The sequence below is a fragment of the Allobosea sp. TND4EK4 genome (genome assembly GCF_900156025.1).
Lineage (GTDB): Bacteria > Pseudomonadota > Alphaproteobacteria > Rhizobiales > Beijerinckiaceae > Allobosea.
The window spans coordinates 46,474-61,985 of record NZ_FTMO01000007.1 but is presented as its reverse complement, the minus strand read 5'-3'; the positions used below and the strand labels follow the sequence as shown (position 1 = coordinate 61,985).

General features: G+C 69.6%; 16 protein-coding genes. 4 read left to right on the top strand and 12 right to left on the bottom strand.

Annotation, left to right across the window (positions count from 1 at the left end):
• Window positions 1-38 precede the first annotated feature (38 nt).
• The 7 genes from BW981_RS13550 to BW981_RS13520 are packed head-to-tail and all read right to left on the bottom strand — an operon-like array spanning window position 39 to window position 6,246.
• Entirely contained in the window at window positions 39-449 is a 411-nt protein-coding gene (locus BW981_RS13550) for a cytidine deaminase (protein WP_076440025.1), read from the bottom strand.
• Between the two features lies 1 nt (window position 450).
• Window positions 451-1,425, bottom strand: a complete 975-nt coding sequence (locus BW981_RS13545) for an ABC transporter permease (protein ID WP_076440023.1) — start codon at window positions 1,423-1,425, stop codon at window positions 451-453.
• Entirely contained in the window at window positions 1,425-2,528 is a 1,104-nt protein-coding gene (locus tag BW981_RS13540; protein ID WP_076440021.1) for an ABC transporter permease, read from the bottom strand. Before BW981_RS13540 ends, BW981_RS13545 begins: the two co-directional genes overlap by 1 nt.
• On the bottom strand, window positions 2,525-2,950 hold the full coding sequence (locus BW981_RS13535; RefSeq protein WP_076440018.1) for a VOC family protein: 426 nt from the start codon (window positions 2,948-2,950) through the stop codon (window positions 2,525-2,527). The genes BW981_RS13540 and BW981_RS13535 overlap by 4 nt, the downstream gene beginning before the upstream one ends.
• Window positions 2,950-4,488, bottom strand: a complete 1,539-nt coding sequence (locus BW981_RS13530) for an ABC transporter ATP-binding protein (protein ID WP_076440016.1) — start codon at window positions 4,486-4,488, stop codon at window positions 2,950-2,952. Before BW981_RS13530 ends, BW981_RS13535 begins: the two co-directional genes overlap by 1 nt.
• Window positions 4,485-5,222: an MBL fold metallo-hydrolase gene (locus BW981_RS13525; protein WP_076440014.1), complete on the bottom strand. Its 738-nt coding sequence runs from the start codon at window positions 5,220-5,222 to the stop codon at window positions 4,485-4,487. The genes BW981_RS13530 and BW981_RS13525 overlap by 4 nt, the downstream gene beginning before the upstream one ends.
• 22 nt (window positions 5,223-5,244) lie before the next feature.
• Window positions 5,245-6,246 (bottom strand): BMP family lipoprotein, encoded by a 1,002-nt coding sequence (locus BW981_RS13520; RefSeq protein ID WP_076440012.1) that lies wholly within the window; start codon window positions 6,244-6,246, stop codon window positions 5,245-5,247.
• 134 nt (window positions 6,247-6,380) lie between these two features.
• Between BW981_RS13520 and BW981_RS13515 the strand changes: the two genes are divergently transcribed.
• Window positions 6,381-7,169 carry a HesA/MoeB/ThiF family protein gene (locus BW981_RS13515; protein ID WP_076440010.1) on the top strand — a complete coding sequence of 263 codons (789 nt, stop codon included), beginning with the start codon at window positions 6,381-6,383 and terminating at the stop codon, window positions 7,167-7,169.
• Between the two features lie 13 nt (window positions 7,170-7,182).
• Window positions 7,183-7,770, top strand: a complete 588-nt coding sequence (locus BW981_RS13510) for a histidine phosphatase family protein (protein ID WP_076440009.1) — start codon at window positions 7,183-7,185, stop codon at window positions 7,768-7,770.
• Here BW981_RS13510 and gshB read toward each other — a convergent pair.
• The 3 genes from gshB to rsmI all read right to left on the bottom strand — a co-directional run bounded on the left by gshB (window position 7,767) and on the right by rsmI (window position 10,080).
• On the bottom strand, window positions 7,767-8,708 hold the full coding sequence (gene gshB / locus BW981_RS13505; protein ID WP_076440007.1) for a glutathione synthase: 942 nt from the start codon (window positions 8,706-8,708) through the stop codon (window positions 7,767-7,769). The two genes, BW981_RS13510 and gshB, sit on opposite strands and share 4 nt — an antisense overlap.
• 71 nt (window positions 8,709-8,779) lie before the next feature.
• On the bottom strand, window positions 8,780-9,175 hold the full coding sequence (locus BW981_RS13500) for a YraN family protein (protein WP_076440005.1): 396 nt from the start codon (window positions 9,173-9,175) through the stop codon (window positions 8,780-8,782).
• Window positions 9,172-10,080: a 16S rRNA (cytidine(1402)-2'-O)-methyltransferase gene (gene rsmI, locus BW981_RS13495; protein WP_076440003.1), complete on the bottom strand. Its 909-nt coding sequence runs from the start codon at window positions 10,078-10,080 to the stop codon at window positions 9,172-9,174. The genes BW981_RS13500 and rsmI overlap by 4 nt, the downstream gene beginning before the upstream one ends.
• Window positions 10,081-10,275: 195 nt before the next feature.
• Between rsmI and BW981_RS13490 the strand changes: the two genes are divergently transcribed.
• Entirely contained in the window at window positions 10,276-11,478 is a 1,203-nt protein-coding gene (locus tag BW981_RS13490) for a penicillin-binding protein activator (RefSeq protein ID WP_244560323.1), read from the top strand.
• A gap of 56 nt (window positions 11,479-11,534) precedes the next feature.
• On the opposite strand, the gene BW981_RS13485 is transcribed toward BW981_RS13490, so the two are convergent.
• Window positions 11,535-12,173 carry a thioredoxin family protein gene (locus BW981_RS13485; RefSeq protein WP_076440001.1) on the bottom strand — a complete coding sequence of 213 codons (639 nt, stop codon included), beginning with the start codon at window positions 12,171-12,173 and terminating at the stop codon, window positions 11,535-11,537.
• Window positions 12,174-12,196: 23 nt separating this feature from the next.
• On the bottom strand, window positions 12,197-14,434 hold the full coding sequence (locus BW981_RS13480) for a protein-disulfide reductase DsbD family protein (protein ID WP_083712342.1): 2,238 nt from the start codon (window positions 14,432-14,434) through the stop codon (window positions 12,197-12,199).
• A gap of 177 nt (window positions 14,435-14,611) precedes the next feature.
• Here BW981_RS13480 and BW981_RS13475 point away from each other — a divergent pair, with 177 nt between their 5' ends.
• Window positions 14,612-15,460, top strand: coding sequence for an SDR family NAD(P)-dependent oxidoreductase (locus tag BW981_RS13475; protein WP_076439999.1), 849 nt, complete (start codon window positions 14,612-14,614; stop codon window positions 15,458-15,460).
• The last annotated feature ends 52 nt before the right edge of the window (window positions 15,461-15,512 follow it).

The following is a 15,512-nucleotide window of genomic DNA, read 5'->3' as shown; positions in this document are numbered from 1 at the left end:
GTTTCCCTTTCGAACCGGCGGGCCGGGCCGCCTCCAAATCAGCGCGGCAAATTGGCGGGTCCGAACGAGGCTGGCAACAGCTCCGCGAGGGTGAAGCGCGCGCGGATGCCCTCCGGCCCGGCGATCGCGACCGGCGTCTCGGGCGCCGCGAATTCGCGGATGCGCTGGCGGCAGGCCCCGCAGGGCGTCACCAGCTCCGCGCCCTCGCCATAGACCAGCACCGCCCGGATCGCGCGGGCGCCCGACGCGATCATCGCCGCGATCGCGCCGGCTTCGGCGCAGCTTCCGACCGGATAAGCGGCGTTCTCGACATTGCAGCCGGCATGGATCGTGCCGTCCTCGGCCAGCACTGCCGCGCCGACCTTGAAGCGCGAATAGGGCGCATAGGCGCGAGCCTGGATGCGGGCGGCGGCAGTGAACATCGCGTCGAAATCGGGCGCGGCGGCCATCTCAGCGTTCCTTCACATAGGGCAGGCCGGAGGCCTTGGGCGGCGTCGCCTTGCCGATGAAGCCGGCGAGCAGCACGATGGTCATGACATAGGGCAGTGCCTGGATCGCCTCCACCGGCACCAGCCCGATGCCGGGCAGGGTGACGCCCTGAAGCCTGATCGCAAGGGCATCGAGCACGCCGAAGAGCAGGCAGGCGCCGAAGGCGGGCCATGCCCGCCAATTGGCGAAGATCACGGCGGCGAGCGCGATGAAGCCGCGCCCGGCTGTCATCTGCGGGATGAAGCCGGCCGATTGCGCCACCGCGAGATAGGTGCCGCCGAGGCCGCAGAGCAGGCCGCCGATCGCCACTGCGGCATAGCGCAGGCCGGCGACGGAGATGCCGGCCGTATCGACCGCCGCCGGGTTCTCGCCGACGGCCCGGATGCGCAGGCCGAAGCGCGTGCGCTTCAGAACCCAGGCGGTCGCGATGACGGCGGCGAGCGCGAGATAGGCCGGCGCGCCATGGCCGGACACGACTTCGTCATAGAGCAAGCCGAGGACCGGCACATGCTCGCGCGCCCAGGGGCCAAAGGGCAGCCTCACGTCGCCGAAGCGCGCCGCGCCCTCCAGCGCCGGGGTGCGGCCGCCCTGCCCGTACCAGGCATTGCCCAGGATTGCGGTCAATCCGACCGCCAGCATGTTGATGGCGACGCCGGAGACGATCTGGTTGCCGCGCCAGGTGATCGAAGCGAAGCCGTGCAGCAGCGAAAACAGCACCGAGGCGGCGATGCCGGCCCCGAGCCCGGCCCAGGCCGATCCCGTGACGAGGGCCGCGACCGCGGCGGCGAAGGCCGCGATCAGCATCTTGCCCTCCAGCCCGATATCGACGACGCCCGCCCGCTCCGACCAGAGCCCGGCCATGGCGGCGCAGATCAGCGGCACCGAGAGCCGGACCGTCGAATCGAGCACCACGGCGATGGTCTGGAGCCACTCCATCAGCCTGTCCTCCGCCCGACCCGCAGCAGCACCGCCACCGCCCGGCGGAACAGCCCGTCCAGCGCGCCGGCGAACAGGATCAGCACGCCGCCGATCACCACCACCATGTCGCGGGTGATCGCCGGCTTGTCGAAGGAGAGCTCCGCCCCGCCCTGGTAGAGAATGCCGAAGAGCAGCGCCGCCAGCCCAACGCCGACCGGATGGGCCCGCCCCATCAACGCCACCGCGATGCCGACGAAGCCGTATCCGGCTGTGAAGTCCAGCACCAGCCGGTGCTGCACGCCGAGCGCCTCGTTGACCGCGAGCCCGCCGGCGAGCGCTCCGGAGATCGCCATCGCGACCATGGTGATGCGAGCCGGGGAGATGCCGGCATAGGCCGCCGCATGCGGGTTGGCGCCCACGGTGCGGATCGCATAGCCGAGCCGCGTGCGCCAGATCAGCAGCCACACCGCCGCCAAGGCTGCGAGCGCCAGCAGGAAGGCGCTGTTCAGCGGGGTCGCCGGCAGCTTGAGGCCGAGCGGCGCCAGCAGCTTGTGCATCGGCAGGAGCACGGCAGAGGCCGGGAAATCCGGCGTCTCCGGCTGCATCGACCCTGCCTTGCCCATCACCTCGCGGAGCAGATAGACGATCAGCGTCGCCGCCACGAAATTGAGCATGATCGTCGTGATCACGACATGGCTGCCGCGCCGCGCCTGCAGCCAGCCCGGAATGAAGCCGTAGAGCGCCCCGCCGGCAGCCGCCGCCAGGATCGCGAGCGGCGCCGCCAGAAACCCGGGCAGGGCGCCCAGAACGGTGCAGGCGAGCGCCGCGCACAGGCCGGCGATCGTCGCCTGGCCCTCGCCGCCGATATTGAACAGCCCGGCATGATAGGCGACCGCGACGGCAAGTCCCGTGAAGATGAAGTTGGTCGTGTAGTAGAGCGTGAAGCCGATGCCCTCGGCGCTGCCGAGCGACCCGCGCAGCAGGAGCGCCGTCGCCTCCAGCGGGCTTTCGCCGATGCCGACGACGACGAGCCCGGCGACGAGCAGCGCGGCCGCCACCGACACCAGCGGAACGAGCGCGGTGTCAGCCCAGCGCGGCAGGTCGACGGGGGCGGCACTCATCCGGTCAGCGTGACGTTTCCGGCAGGGTCCAGCGGGAAGAAGGGGTTGTGCGCCAGCTCCCACAGATGGCCGTCCGGATCGGCGACATAGCTGGAATAGCCACCCCAGAACACTTTTTGCGGTGCCTTCACCGAGGTCGCTCCGGCCGCGATCATCTCCGCGAACAGGTCATCGACGGCGTCTTCGCTGCGAAGGTTGTGCGCGAGGGTGATTCCGGAAAAGCCAATCGGCCCGGCCGCTACCTGCGCATCCTTCGCCAGCTGGTCCCGCGGAAACAGCGACAGCCCGATGCCGTTGAGCTGGAAGAAGGCCACGGTCGACTGCCGCGGTTCGATCTCGCGCCAGCCCAGCGCGGCATAGAAGCGGCGCGAGCGCTCCAGGTCGCCGACGCCCAGCGTCACCAGTGTCAGCCTCTGTTCCATCACGCCGCCTCGTCCGTCACGCCCGCCATCAGCAGGCCGAGCTCGCGCTCGTCCGTCGCCTGTGCGGCCCGTTCTCCGGTGATCCGCCCGCCGCACATGGCGAGGATGCGGTCGGAGAGCGCCATCACCTCCTCGAGCTCGACCGAGACGAGCAGGATCGCGACGCCCGCATCGCGCAGCGCGATCAGCCGGCGGTGGATGAACTCGATCGCGCCGATATCGACGCCGCGGGTCGGCTGGCCGACCAGCAGCACCTTGGGCTGCCGCTCGATCTCGCGGGCGAGCACGATCTTCTGCTGGTTGCCGCCGGAGAACTTCGCCGTCTTGAGGGCAGGGTCGGGCGGGCGCACGTCATAGGCGGTGAAGGCTTGCCGCGCCTGCGCCGCGATCCGGCGCGGCGAGAGCAGCGGGCCGGCGCCGTAGGCGGGGTCGTCCTGATAGCCGAGGATCGCGTTCTCCGCCGCGCTGAAGGCAGTGACGAGGCCGCTGCGATGCCGATCTTCCGGGATGTGCATCAGCCCGCGTCGGCGCAAGGCGGCGGGATGGCGCTCGGCCGCCGACAGGATCTCGCCCCCGAGCCGGATGACGCCGCGCGAGGGCTGGATCAGCCCGGCCAGCACCTCCAGCAATTCGCTCTGGCCGTTGCCGGCGACGCCGGCGATGCCGACGATTTCGCCTGCATGCAGCGTCAGCCCGACATCCCGCAGCACTTCGGCGCCGCGGGCGTCGCGGCAGGAGAGGCCGGCCGCCTCCAGCACCGGCGCGCCGCGCTGGCGTGGTTCCTTCTCAACGCGCAGCAGCACGCGCCTTCCGACCATGGCTTCCGCCAGGGCGGCGGGCGAGGTTTCGGCGGTGACGAGATGCGCCACCATCTCGCCGCGTCGCATCACCGAGACCTTGTCGGTCACGTCCATGATCTCGCGCAGCTTGTGGGTGATCAGGATCACTGTCTTGCCCTGGTCGCGCAGGGCTCGCAGCAGCACGAAAAGCTGGTCGGCTTCCGGCGGCGTGAGCACGGCCGTCGGCTCGTCGAGGATCAGGATCTGCGCCCCGCGATACAGCGCCTTCAGGATCTCGACGCGCTGCTGGAGGCCGACGGAAAGATCGCCGACGCGCGCTTCGGGATCGATCGAGAGCCCGTATTCCGTCGAGAGCTGCGCCAGTTCCGCGCGCGCCTTGGCGAGGCCTGCCTTCAGGAACGGTCCGTCTTCGGCGCCCAGCACCACGTTCTCGACCACGCTCAGCGTCTCCACCAGCATGAAGTGCTGGTGGACCATGCCGATCCCGGCCGCGATCGCGTCGGATGAGGAGCGGATGCGGACCGGCGATCCCTTGATCCGGATGTCGCCGGAATCGGCCTCGTAGAAGCCGTAGAGGATCGACATCAGCGTCGACTTGCCGGCGCCGTTCTCGCCGACGAGGCCGTGGATCGAGCCGGCCGCCGCCGCAAGCGAGACGTCCTTGTTCGCGGCGACGGTGCCGAAGCGCTTCGAGATGCCGGCGAGTTCGATCGCGGGCGCGCCGCCGGCCGCGGTCATGGCAGGATCACCAGCCCGTCATGCGCCCGCTCCAGCGCCAGCGGTTCGGCCGCCTGCAGCATCGAATCGCCCATATGGGTCAGGATGATGCGCGAGGCTGAAAGCTGCGGGCGCTTCTCGATGACCGTCCGGTAGTCGAGATGGCCGGGGAGCCTCTGCTCGAAGGTGCAGCATTCGAGCAGCAGCACATCGGCCCCGGCAGCCAAAGGCACGAGGCCCTCCGTCCAGCAGGTATCGCCCGAATAGGCGAAGATCTTGCCGCCATGCGCGAGGCGATAGCCCTGGCATGGGCCGGCGCGCTCGTCGTGATCCATCGGGAAGGCTTCGACCGCGAGGCCGGCGACGTTGCCCGGCCGGTCCGGCGCTATCTCGACGAAGCTGAGGGGGAAGCGCCAGCTCATCGAGGAAGCGCCGGGGAAATGCGCCTCCAGCAGGGTGGCCGTCCGCTGCGCGATGCCCCGCGGCCCGGCGATGGTCAGCGGGTCCTTCCGGCGCGAGACCAATTGGGCGTCGAGCAGGAAGGCCGGCAGCGCCCCGAAATGATCGGCGTGGAAATGCGTGAAGAGCACGGCCGACAGCCCGTTGCGGTCGACGCCGGCACGGTTCAGCGCGGTCATGCTGGACGAGCCGCAATCCAGCAGGATCGCCGCCCCGCCCGCCTCGACATGCAGGCATGTGTTGAACCGCCCGCCCGAGCCGAAGGCGTCGCCGGAACCCAGAACCGTGATCTTCACGTCAGTTTGGCCCGTTCGACGCTCACATCGTGCATTTCTGGTCGGACATGTAGTCATGGACCTGGACGGTGCCGGCGATGATGTCGGTCTTCGCCTTGTCGGCTGCGGCCTTCATCTCGGGCGTGATCAGCGCCTTGTTGTTGTCATCGAGCGCCCAGTCGATGCCGCCTTCTTTCAGGCCGAGCACGGAGAGGCCCGGCTTCCAGGAGCCATTGCGCGCGGCCATGAAGGAGGCGTAGGCGGCGGTATCGACGCGCTTCAGCATCGAGGTGAGGATCTTGCCGGGATGCAGGGCATTCTGGTTGGAGTCGACGCCGATGCCGAGCTTTCCCGCGTCGGCCACGGCGCGCAGCACGCCGATGCCGGTGGCGCCCGCCGCGTGGTAGACGACGTCGGCGCCGCGGTCGATCTGCGACTTGGCGAGCTCGCCGCCCTTGACCGGGTCGGCCCAGGCCGCCGGGGTCGAGCCCGTCATGTTCTGGAAGATTTCGGCATCGGGCTTGGCGGCCTTGATGCCCTGCACATAGCCGCAGGCGAATTTCCGGATGAGCGGGATGTCCATGCCGCCGACGAAGCCGAGCTTGTTGCTCTTCGAGGCCATCGCCCCCAGCAGCCCGACGAGATAGGAGCCCTCCTGCTCCTTGAACACGATGGACTGCACATTCGGCAGATCGACCACCATGTCGATGATCGTGAATTTCAGGCCGGGGAACTCGGCCGCGACCTTCTGCAGCGGGGTCGCCTGGCTGAAGCCGACCGCGATGATCGGCGAGTGCCCGTCGCGCGCGAAGCGCCGCAGCGCCTGCTCGATCTGGGCGTCGTTGGTCGGCTCGAAGTCGCGGAAATCGACCCCGGTTTCCTTCTTGAACTTCTCGGCGCCGATGAAGACGCCCTCGTTGAAGGATTTGTCGAACTTTCCGCCCTTGTCGTAGACGACAGCCGGCTTGATCGCCTGCTGCGCCAGGGCCGTCATCGCCGAGAGTGCAACGCCGGCGAGCGCCGCCGCGAAAGAAGCCAGACGCATCGGTTGGAATCCCCTGTTGAAGCGGGCGCCGTTTCCCGGCCCCTCGATGCCTTACGATGGCACGGGCGCGCGGCGTGGCCAAGCCGGCGAAGCGCGCCGATTGCCCGTCCCCGGTCGCGGGCCTAAAACAAGGCATGAGCCTGAACGACGACGAGATCGAGCGCTATGCCCGCCACATCGTCCTGCCCGAGATCGGCGGGCCGGGGCAGCAGAGGCTGAAGAACGCCCGCGTGCTGGTGGTCGGCGCAGGCGGGCTGGGCGCCCCTCTGATCCAGTATCTGGCGGCGGCCGGCATCGGCAAGATCGGCATCGTCGACGACGACAGCGTCTCGCTCTCCAACCTCCAGCGGCAGACGATCTTCACCACGGCCGATATCGGCGCCCACAAGGCGGTCGCCGCTGCCGGCTTCATCCGCCGGCTCAATCCGAACGTCGTGGTCGAGGAGCACGTCACCCGCATCGACCCGCACAATGCACGGGCGATGATCGCCTTCTACGACGTGGTGGCCGAGGGCTCCGACAATTTCGCCACGCGCTACGCCGTCTCGGATGCCTGCTTCCATGAACGGAAACCGGTGGTGATGGGCGCGCTCGGCCGTTTCGACGGCTCGCTGACCACCATCCGCGCCCATGAAAGCGGGGTGGATGGCCGCCCGAACCCGACCTGGCGCTGTCTCTTTCCCGATGCGCCGCCACCCGGCTCGATCCCCACCTGCGCCGAGGCCGGTGTGCTCGGCGCGCTGCCGGGCGTCATCGGCTCGCTGATGGCGCTGGAGGTCGTTCGTGCGGTGACCGGCTTCGGCGAGCCGCTGGTCGGCAGGCTGCTGCTGGTCGATGCGCTGACGATGCGCTTCGAGACGCTGCGCTACGGCTGGGATGAAGAAAACCCGTTGAACGGCAACGCTGCGACCGGCCCCGCCTGAAAGGCTTCCAAGCATGCGCGCTCTCTTCGTCACGCATCCCGAAGTGGTGATTGATCCGCTCGTCCCCGTTCCGCAATGGCCGCTGTCATCGCGCGGCCGCGAGCGCATGGAACTGCTGGCGGGCAAGCTCGTCGGGGCCGCGATCTCGGCCGTCTGGTCGAGCGACGAGCGCAAGGCGATGGACGGCGCCGAGATCCTCGCCGCCCGGCTGGCAATTCCGCACCATGTCCTGGCCGCGCTGGGCGAGAACGACCGCACGGCCACCGGCTACATCCCCGAGCCCGAATTCAGCCAAGTCGCGGAGGCCTTCTTCGCCCATCCGACGCAGAGCGTGCGTGGCTGGGCAACGGCGGCTGCCGAGCAGGATCGGATCGTCGCCGCGATCCAGGCCGTCGCGGCGCGTGCCGACACGGGGCTGCAGCTGGTCGTCTCGCATGGTGGTGTCGGCCGGCTGCTGCGCGCCAGGCTGGAGGGCGTCCCGATCGGTGCGGAGAGCCGCCCCGGCAACCCGCGCGGGGGCTGCTGCATGCTGCTGAGCGCGCCGCCTTTCGCCGCGCTCTCTCCCTGGACGGATATCGAGGATTGGCCGAGCGCAGACTAGCTGCGCTTCGCCTCGATCACGTCGAAGAGCTGCGCCGCGAGATCCGGGCCGCCGAGCTTCTTGATAGCACGCACGCCGGTGGGCGCCGTGACGTTGATCTCGGTCAGCTTGCCATGGATCACGTCGATGCCGACCAGGAGCAGGCCGCGCCGGCTGAGCTCGGGGCCGATCGCCTCGCAGATTTCGAGTTCTTTCTTCGACAGGTCGGTCGGCCGGGCCGCGCCGCCGCGAACCATGTTGGCGCGCAAATCCCCCTCGGCCGGCACGCGGTTGACCGCGCCGGCCGCCTTGCCGTCGATCAGGATGATGCGCTTGTCGCCTTCGGAGACTTCCTTGATGAAGCCCTGCACCACCCAGGGCTCGCGGAAGAGGTTGCTGAACAGGTCGAAGAGCGAGCCGAAATTCGGGTCGCCCTTGCCGGTCTTGAACACGGTCGCACCGCCATGGCCGTAGAGCGGCTTCATGACGATCTCGCCGAACTCGTCACGGAAGGCCTCGATCTCGGCCCGGTCGCGCGTGATCAGCGTCGGCGGCATCAGCTCCGGGAAATGCGTGACGAAGATCTTCTCGGGCGCGTTGCGCACCTCGGCCGGATTGTTGACGACCAGCGTCTTCGGATGAATGCGCTCCAGCATGTGGGTGGTCGTGACATAGGCCATGTCGAAGGGCGGGTCCTGCCGCAGCAGCACGACGTCGAGCGTCGAGAGATCGACCTTCTCCTCGCCGCCAAACGTGAAATGGTCGCCCTCGACATCGCGCACCGTGACCGGGCGCATCCGCGCCGTCACCGTGCCGTCCCGCAGGGAAAGCCTCTCGGGGGTGTAGGTGAAGAGCCTGTGCCCGCGCGCCTGCGCCTCCAGCATCAGCGCGAAGCCGGTATCGCCGGCGATCCGGATGCGCTCGATCGGGTCCATCTGAATGGCGACGGAAAGGGTCATCGGCAGGCTTCCTGTTGCGGCCGGTTCTTATCGGCCCGGCGGTGCGAAAACCGCAAGTGGGTCGCCCTGCGTCAGAGGACAAGGCCGAAGGCGGCGGGCACATGGCGCGGCCGGCGCCAGGGCGCGAGGAACACCGCATCGGCGCGCAGGTCGCAGCCCTCGGCCCAGGGGTTGAGCGCCAGCCATTGCCGGACGCGCCGCTCGACCAGCCGTCGCTTTTCGGCCGTCACCGCGCCGAGCGCGTCCTCCAGCCGGCCGCGCGCCTTGACCTCGACGAAGACGATGGTGCGCCCGCGCTTCATCACGAGATCGATCTCGCCGCCCTTGCCGCCGAAGCGGCGCTCCAGCAGCCGGTAGCCCTTGGCGGACAGCCAGAGGATCGCGAGCCATTCCGCGCGCCGCCCGGTCAGGCCGGAGCGCCTGGCCCTGCGGCGGCGCAGCTCCGGGCCCGACGCCGGCCCGCTCACGGCTCGTCGCGGGTCAGTTCGAGCGCCCGCGCATAGACCTTGCGGCGCGGCTGCCCGGTCTCGGCCGCGACCTGCGCCACCGCTTCCTTGAGCGAGACCTTCGCCAGCGCTTCGCGCAAGCGCGCGTCGATGAGGTCGCCGGCCGGCAGAAGTCCCTCCGCGCCGGGCGGGCCGATGATCACGACGATCTCGCCGCGCGCCTTCTCCTCGTCCGCGTAGTGGGCGGCGAGCTCCGGCAACGTGCCGCGCTGCACCGTTTCATGGAATTTCGTCAGCTCGCGCGCCACCGCCGAAGGGCGGGGGCCGAGCACGGCGGCGGCATCGGCCAGCATCTCGGCGAGCCGGCGCGGCGATTCGAAGAACACCAGCGTGCCGGGAATCACCGCAAGCTCCGTCAGCCGGGTCTTCCGCCCCGCCGATTTCGGCGGCAGGAAGCCCTCGAAGAAGAAACGGTCGGTCGGGAGGCCTGCCAGCACCAGCGCCGCGAGCACGGCCGAGGGACCGGGAATGCCGGTCACCGGCAGCCCTTCGGCCACCAGTTCGGCGACAAGCTTGTAGCCGGGGTCCGAGACGAGCGGCGTGCCGGCGTCGGAGATCAGGGCGAGCTTGCCGCCCTCGCGCAGCTTCGCCAGCACCTTCGGCCGCATCTGCTCGGCATTGTGCTCGTGATAGGGGTAGAGCGGCGTCGCGATGCCGTAATGCGCCAGCAGCGTCTTCGAGGTGCGGGTATCCTCGGCCAGGATCGCGTCGGCGGCGGCCAGTGTCGCCAGCGCCCGGAAGGAGATGTCGCGCAGATTGCCGATCGGCGTCGCGACGATGTGCAGGCCGGGCGCGAGCGGCTCTGCCTCGGCCTTGAGGCCGAAGGCGGTGTAGCTGGACGAGCGGGGCGGTGTGGCGGCGGTCATGGCGCGACGCTGCCACAGCGGCGCGCCCGGCGCCACGGGGCGGCAGGCCAGGGCGACCGCAACCCATAGTTAACAACTTGAAAATACCATGCGGCACTGGCACGACGTTCCCGCGGGGGACGGAGACGGTTCCGGATGGAGCCGGGAATGCCGGGCGGGGCCGATCGGCTCCCCGGCCACGAGTGGAGAACGCCCGTGTTGCACCATCGGCATGTCGGACCGACCCTGCGCTTCAAGGCGCATTTGCTGGCGGCCTCGCTCGGCCTGATGCTGGCCGCCTGCGGCGGTGGCACCTCGGGCGTACCCGGCTTCGAGAGCGGCGGTACAGGGCCCGCGGCGCCCGCCGGCCAGACGATTGGCACCGGCAAGGTCAAGGTCGGGCTCATCCTGCCGCTCGGCGCCGAAGGCCAGGGCGGCATGGTCGGCCATTCGCTGAAGAACGCGGCCGAGATGGCGCTGGCGGAATTCCCCAACGCCGACCTGACCCTTCTCGTCAAGGACGACCGCGGCACCGCCGACGGCGCCCGCAGCGCCGCCCAGCAGGCGATCTCCGAAGGCGCCGAGCTGATCGTCGGCCCGCTCTTCGCTCCCTCCGTACAGGCCGTCGGGCAGGTGGCGCGTGCCGCGAACCGCCCGGTCATCGCCTTCTCCAGCGACTCCAATGTCGCGGCGCGCGGGGTCTACCTGCTCTCCTTTCCGCCCGAGAACGATGTCGATCGGATCATCGCCTACGCTTCCCAGCAGGGCCGGAAATCCTTCGCCGCGCTGGTGCCCGACACCGCCTATGGCAAGGTCGTGGAGGCCGCCTTCCAGCAGGCCGTGGCGACCCGTGGCGCCCGCGTCGCCGCGATCGAGCGTTTCGGTGCCGACCCGGCGGCGATGCAGGCCTCGGTGCAGCGGCTGATGCCCTCGCTCGGGCAGGCCGATACGCTGTTCGTCCCGGCCGGCGCCGACACCATGCCGGCGCTCGCCCAGGCGCTGCAGCAGGGGGGCTACGACCCGCGCAAGGTCAAGCCGCTGGGCACCGGCGTCTGGAACGACAACGCCATGGCGCAGATTCCCGCGCTGAACGGCGGCTGGTTCGCCTCACCCGACACCGCCGGATTCAACGCCTTCGCCGCCCGCTACCAGCAGCGCTTCAACGCCTCGCCGACCCGGACCGCGACGCTGGCCTATGATGCGGTCTCGCTGGCGGCGGCGCTCGCCCGCACGCAAGGGTCGCAGCGTTTTTCGGAAGCGGTGCTGACCAATGCCTCGGGCTTTGCCGGTGCCGACGGCGTCTTCCGCTTCCGGCCGGACGGGCAGGTCGAGCGCGGCCTCGCCGTGCTGGAGATGCGCAACGGCCAGATCGTCACCATCAACGCTGCCCCGCGGGATCTCGGCCCGCGCTCGCAATAGGTGGTCCGGAGGCGCCAGGCGCTCCTCTCGGGCCAAACCCGCGGATGAGCCTTCGTTCAGCTTGCCGGCGCGTATTTGACCGCACAGCCATAGGCCTTCGTGCTGGCCTGCGACACGGGCTTTCCCGCCTTCAACTCCGCGACCGCCTGCCGCACATAGCTCCGGGCGCCGTCGAGGCTGGAAGCGGCCGCAGAAGGCTTGTCGTCGATGGCGCCCATATAGGCGAGCGTGCCCTTGCCATCGATCACATACATATGCGGCGTCGTCTGCGCGCCATAGGCACGGGCCATCGCGCTCCTGGGGTCGAGCAGCACGGCTGTCGGAGCCGCGTTACGCTGTGCCGTTAGCTCGCGGGCCTTGGCGGCCTCGACATGGCCCTGCTCGCCGGGGGGCGATGAGATGACCGAAAGCCAGACGACGCCATCCTTCGCCATGTCCTTCTGCAAGGTCTGCATGGTCGCGCTGTTGTAGTGCTTCCGCACATAGGGGCAGTCATGGTTGGTCCATTCCAGGACGACGGTCTTGCCCGCGAATTCCGAGAGGCTGCGGGTCCTGCCCTCGGCGTCCACGGCCTGGAAAGCCGGCGCCGGCTGGCCGATGCGGGCCGTCGCCTGCGCCGAGGCCGAGCCCGTCGCGAGCGAGAGGCCGGCGAAGGCGGCTCCGATGATGAAACACTGTCTGCTCAGGCCGGTCATGTCTGTCTCCCTTCGGTCGAGGTCTAAGGCAGGGTCGCGGCAGTCCTGGCCTCCTTGCCGGCGGCGCGTTCCGCCGCCGCGATCACCATGTCGGGCGTCAGGAGTTGCGGCAGGATCTCGGGCTGCGCATCCCTGCGCCCCGGATAGAACAGGTAGAGCGGCACGCCCGCCCGGCCCTGCTCGGCAAGAGCCTGGGCGATGCGCGAGTCCCGGTTGGTCCAGTCGCCCTTGAGATAGCTCACGCCGAGCCGGGCGAAGCTGTCCTTGACCTCCTGCCGCGACAGCGCGACGCGCTCATTGGCGAGGCAGGTGATGCACCAGGCGGCGGTGAAGTTGACGAAGACCGGCTTGCCCTGCGCCTGAAGCGCGGCCACCCGCTCGGGCGTCCAGGCCTGGACATCGTTGGCGCGCGCCTCGCCTGTCGCATTCGGAATCGCGTTCCGGACCGTGAACCAGCCGGCCCCGAGCACGACCAGCGCGGCGAGCGCCGCCCCGAAGACGCGGCGCGGCCGCGAGCCGCGCGTCACGCCGACGAGCCAGACCACGAAGCCCGCGGTCAGCACCGCCACCAGCGCGGCGAGCATGCCGTCCGGACCGGTCTGCACCGCGGCCACCCAGATCAGCCAGATTGCGGTTGCGAACATCGGGAAGGCGAAGGCCTGCTTCATCACCAGCATCCAGCGGCCGGGCTTGGGCAGGAGCCTGAGCAGGCCCGGCGCGAAGGACAGCGCCACCACCGGCAGCGCGAAGCCCAGCGCCAGCGCGATGAACACCCAGAGAGCCACGGCCGGGGCCTGGGTCACCGCATAGCCCATGGCCGCGCCCATGAACGGAGCCGTGCAGGGTGTCGCCACCACGACGGCCAGGACGCCGGTCATGAAGGCGCCGAGCCGCCCGCCGCTTCTGGCGAGCCCGTCGCCGAGCCCCGTGACGGAGCTCCCGAATTCGAAGCCCCCGATCAGGTTGAAGCCGATCAGCACCATCACCACGGCCAGCCCGATGACGAGCGGCGGCGACTGAAGCTGGAAGCCCCAGCCGACGCTGGCCCCCAGCGCACCGAGGCCGATGACGGCGCCGGCCAGCACCATGAAGGTCAGCAGCACGCCGCCGAGGAAGAGCAGGCCCTGCTCGCGCGTCTCGGCGCGGCTGCGATGCGCCGTTTGCGCGAAGCCGAGCGCCTTGATGAACAGCACCGGCAGGACGCAGGGCATCAGGTTGAGAATCAGCCCCCCCGCGAAGGCGAAGGCCAGCGCGGCGAGCAGCGTCAGGTCGGAGCCTTCGATCGGCATCGGAATCCGGACGACGGCCGGGCTGGATGGGCCCGCCCCCGGCAATGCCCCCGCCGCAGCCTGTGTCGCCAGCGCCGGGTCGGCGTCCGCGCTCAGCGTCAGGGCGCGTTTCTCCCCGTTCTGCTGAAAGGTCAGCACGCCCGAGATCTCGCCGCCGTCGAGCTTGAAGGCGCCCGAGCGTGTCAGGAGGAGAGCAGGCGGAGGACCGGGAGCGAAGGTCTGCTCGCCGGCATGGTCGATCAACGTGTCGGAGAACGGAAAGAAGCGCAGATCCCGCGAATCGGCGGGCAGGCCGGGCAACGCCAGCGAGAGCCGGTCGCCTTCGGCTTTCAGCGTTCCGCGAAAACCGGCGGGCTTTGGCAGCGCTGCGAGCGCGGCATCGATCGCTTGCTCGGCGGCGGCGTCCGGCTGGCTCACTGCTGCGACCGGCAGCGTCAGCGCGAACGATCCTTCCTCGGGAACGCAGACCTTCTCGCAGACGAGCCAGGTCGCCTTGGCGGTCAGCGGAAGGCTGTCGCCGGGCTTGGCGTCCTGCGGCACGCTGATCTCGACCGGCAGGACGACGGTACCTTCGAAGCCGAAATTGACGAGCGGGTCGACCGGGATGGCGCGGGGCGCGGGCCAGGCGATCTCGCCTGCGCCCGCTCCGGCGGGGAGTGTCCATTGGATCTGCGTCGGCTCGCCCGAATCGCCGGGGTTGCGCCAATAGGTGTGCCAGTGCGGCGCGAGCTTCTGGACCAGCGCCACGCGGAACCGCTCTCCCGGCACCACGGCATCGCGGCTGGAGATCAGTGTCGTGGTGACGCGTGGAGAGGTCACAGGCGCGGTTTCGGCGGCCGTGGCTGTCGGGACGGGCCAGGAGAGGGACAGCGCGGCCAGCGCCGCCGCCGGCAAGAGCCGGCGAAGGGCAGGGCGCTGCGGCTGGGCGCCGGCATGCCATGCCGCGGTCAGGGCTCGAATGATCGTCTGCATCGGCTTTCCATGCCTCAAGCGCTTCCGGGCCGCCAATGACAAGGCGGTGAACGCCGGGAGCGGCGTCCTATCACACGCCGCCGGGCGGCCGGCAGCGCGCCATGATGTCGCCGCGCGGCGCCCCTTATCTCCGCTGCCCGCGGAGAATCGCCTCTCCCGCCGAACACGAGGCCGTTCATGACACTTCATCCTGCCCTCATCGCCGCCAATGTCGCCATCGTCACCGGTGGCGCCTCGGGGATCGGCTTCGCTGCCGCGCGCGCCTTTGCCGGGCTCGGCATGCGGGTCGCGATCGCCGATAACGATGGAGAAGCGCTGAAGGCGGCTGGACAGGTGCTGGCGACGCTCGTCGGCGCGGAAAACGTGCTGGCGATGACGGTCGACGTCTCGCGCCGGGAAGAGGTCGTCGCCTTGCAGGACGCGGTGACTGGCCGGTTCGGCCGCGTGCATGTGCTGATGAACAACGCCGGCATCCAGCCCGAAAGCGGCATCTTCGGTCCCCATGAGGTGTGGCAGCAGACGCTTGCCGTCAATCTCGGGGGCGTCGTCAACGGGACCCAGGTCTTCGGACCCGGCATGGCCGCGCATGGCGAGCCGGCCTTGATCGTCAACACCGGCTCCAAGCAGGGCATCACCACCCCACCCGGAAATCCGGCCTACAATGTCGCCAAGGCGGGCGTGAAGGTTTTCACGGAGGCCTTGCAGCATGAGCTTCGCAACATGCCGGGCTGCGGGGTCAGCGCCCATCTGCTGATCCCCGGCTTCGTCTTCACGCCCTTGACCGCGCGCGGGCGGGTCGAAAAGCCGGGCGGTGCCTGGACGCCGGAAGAGACCGTCGATTTCATGCTCGAAGGACTGCACGCCGGCGATTTCTACATCCTGTGTCCGGATGGAGAGACGTCGCGCGCGACTGACGAAAAGCGGATGGCCTGGGCGGTGGGTGACATCATCGCCAACCGACCCCCGCTGTCGCGCTGGCATCGGGATTACAAGGCAGCCTTCGAGGATTTCGTCTCAGGGAGGTGAACCCGCCAGCGGATGCGCGCGCCAGCCGGCTTCCTCGTTGAAGCCGCGTCCG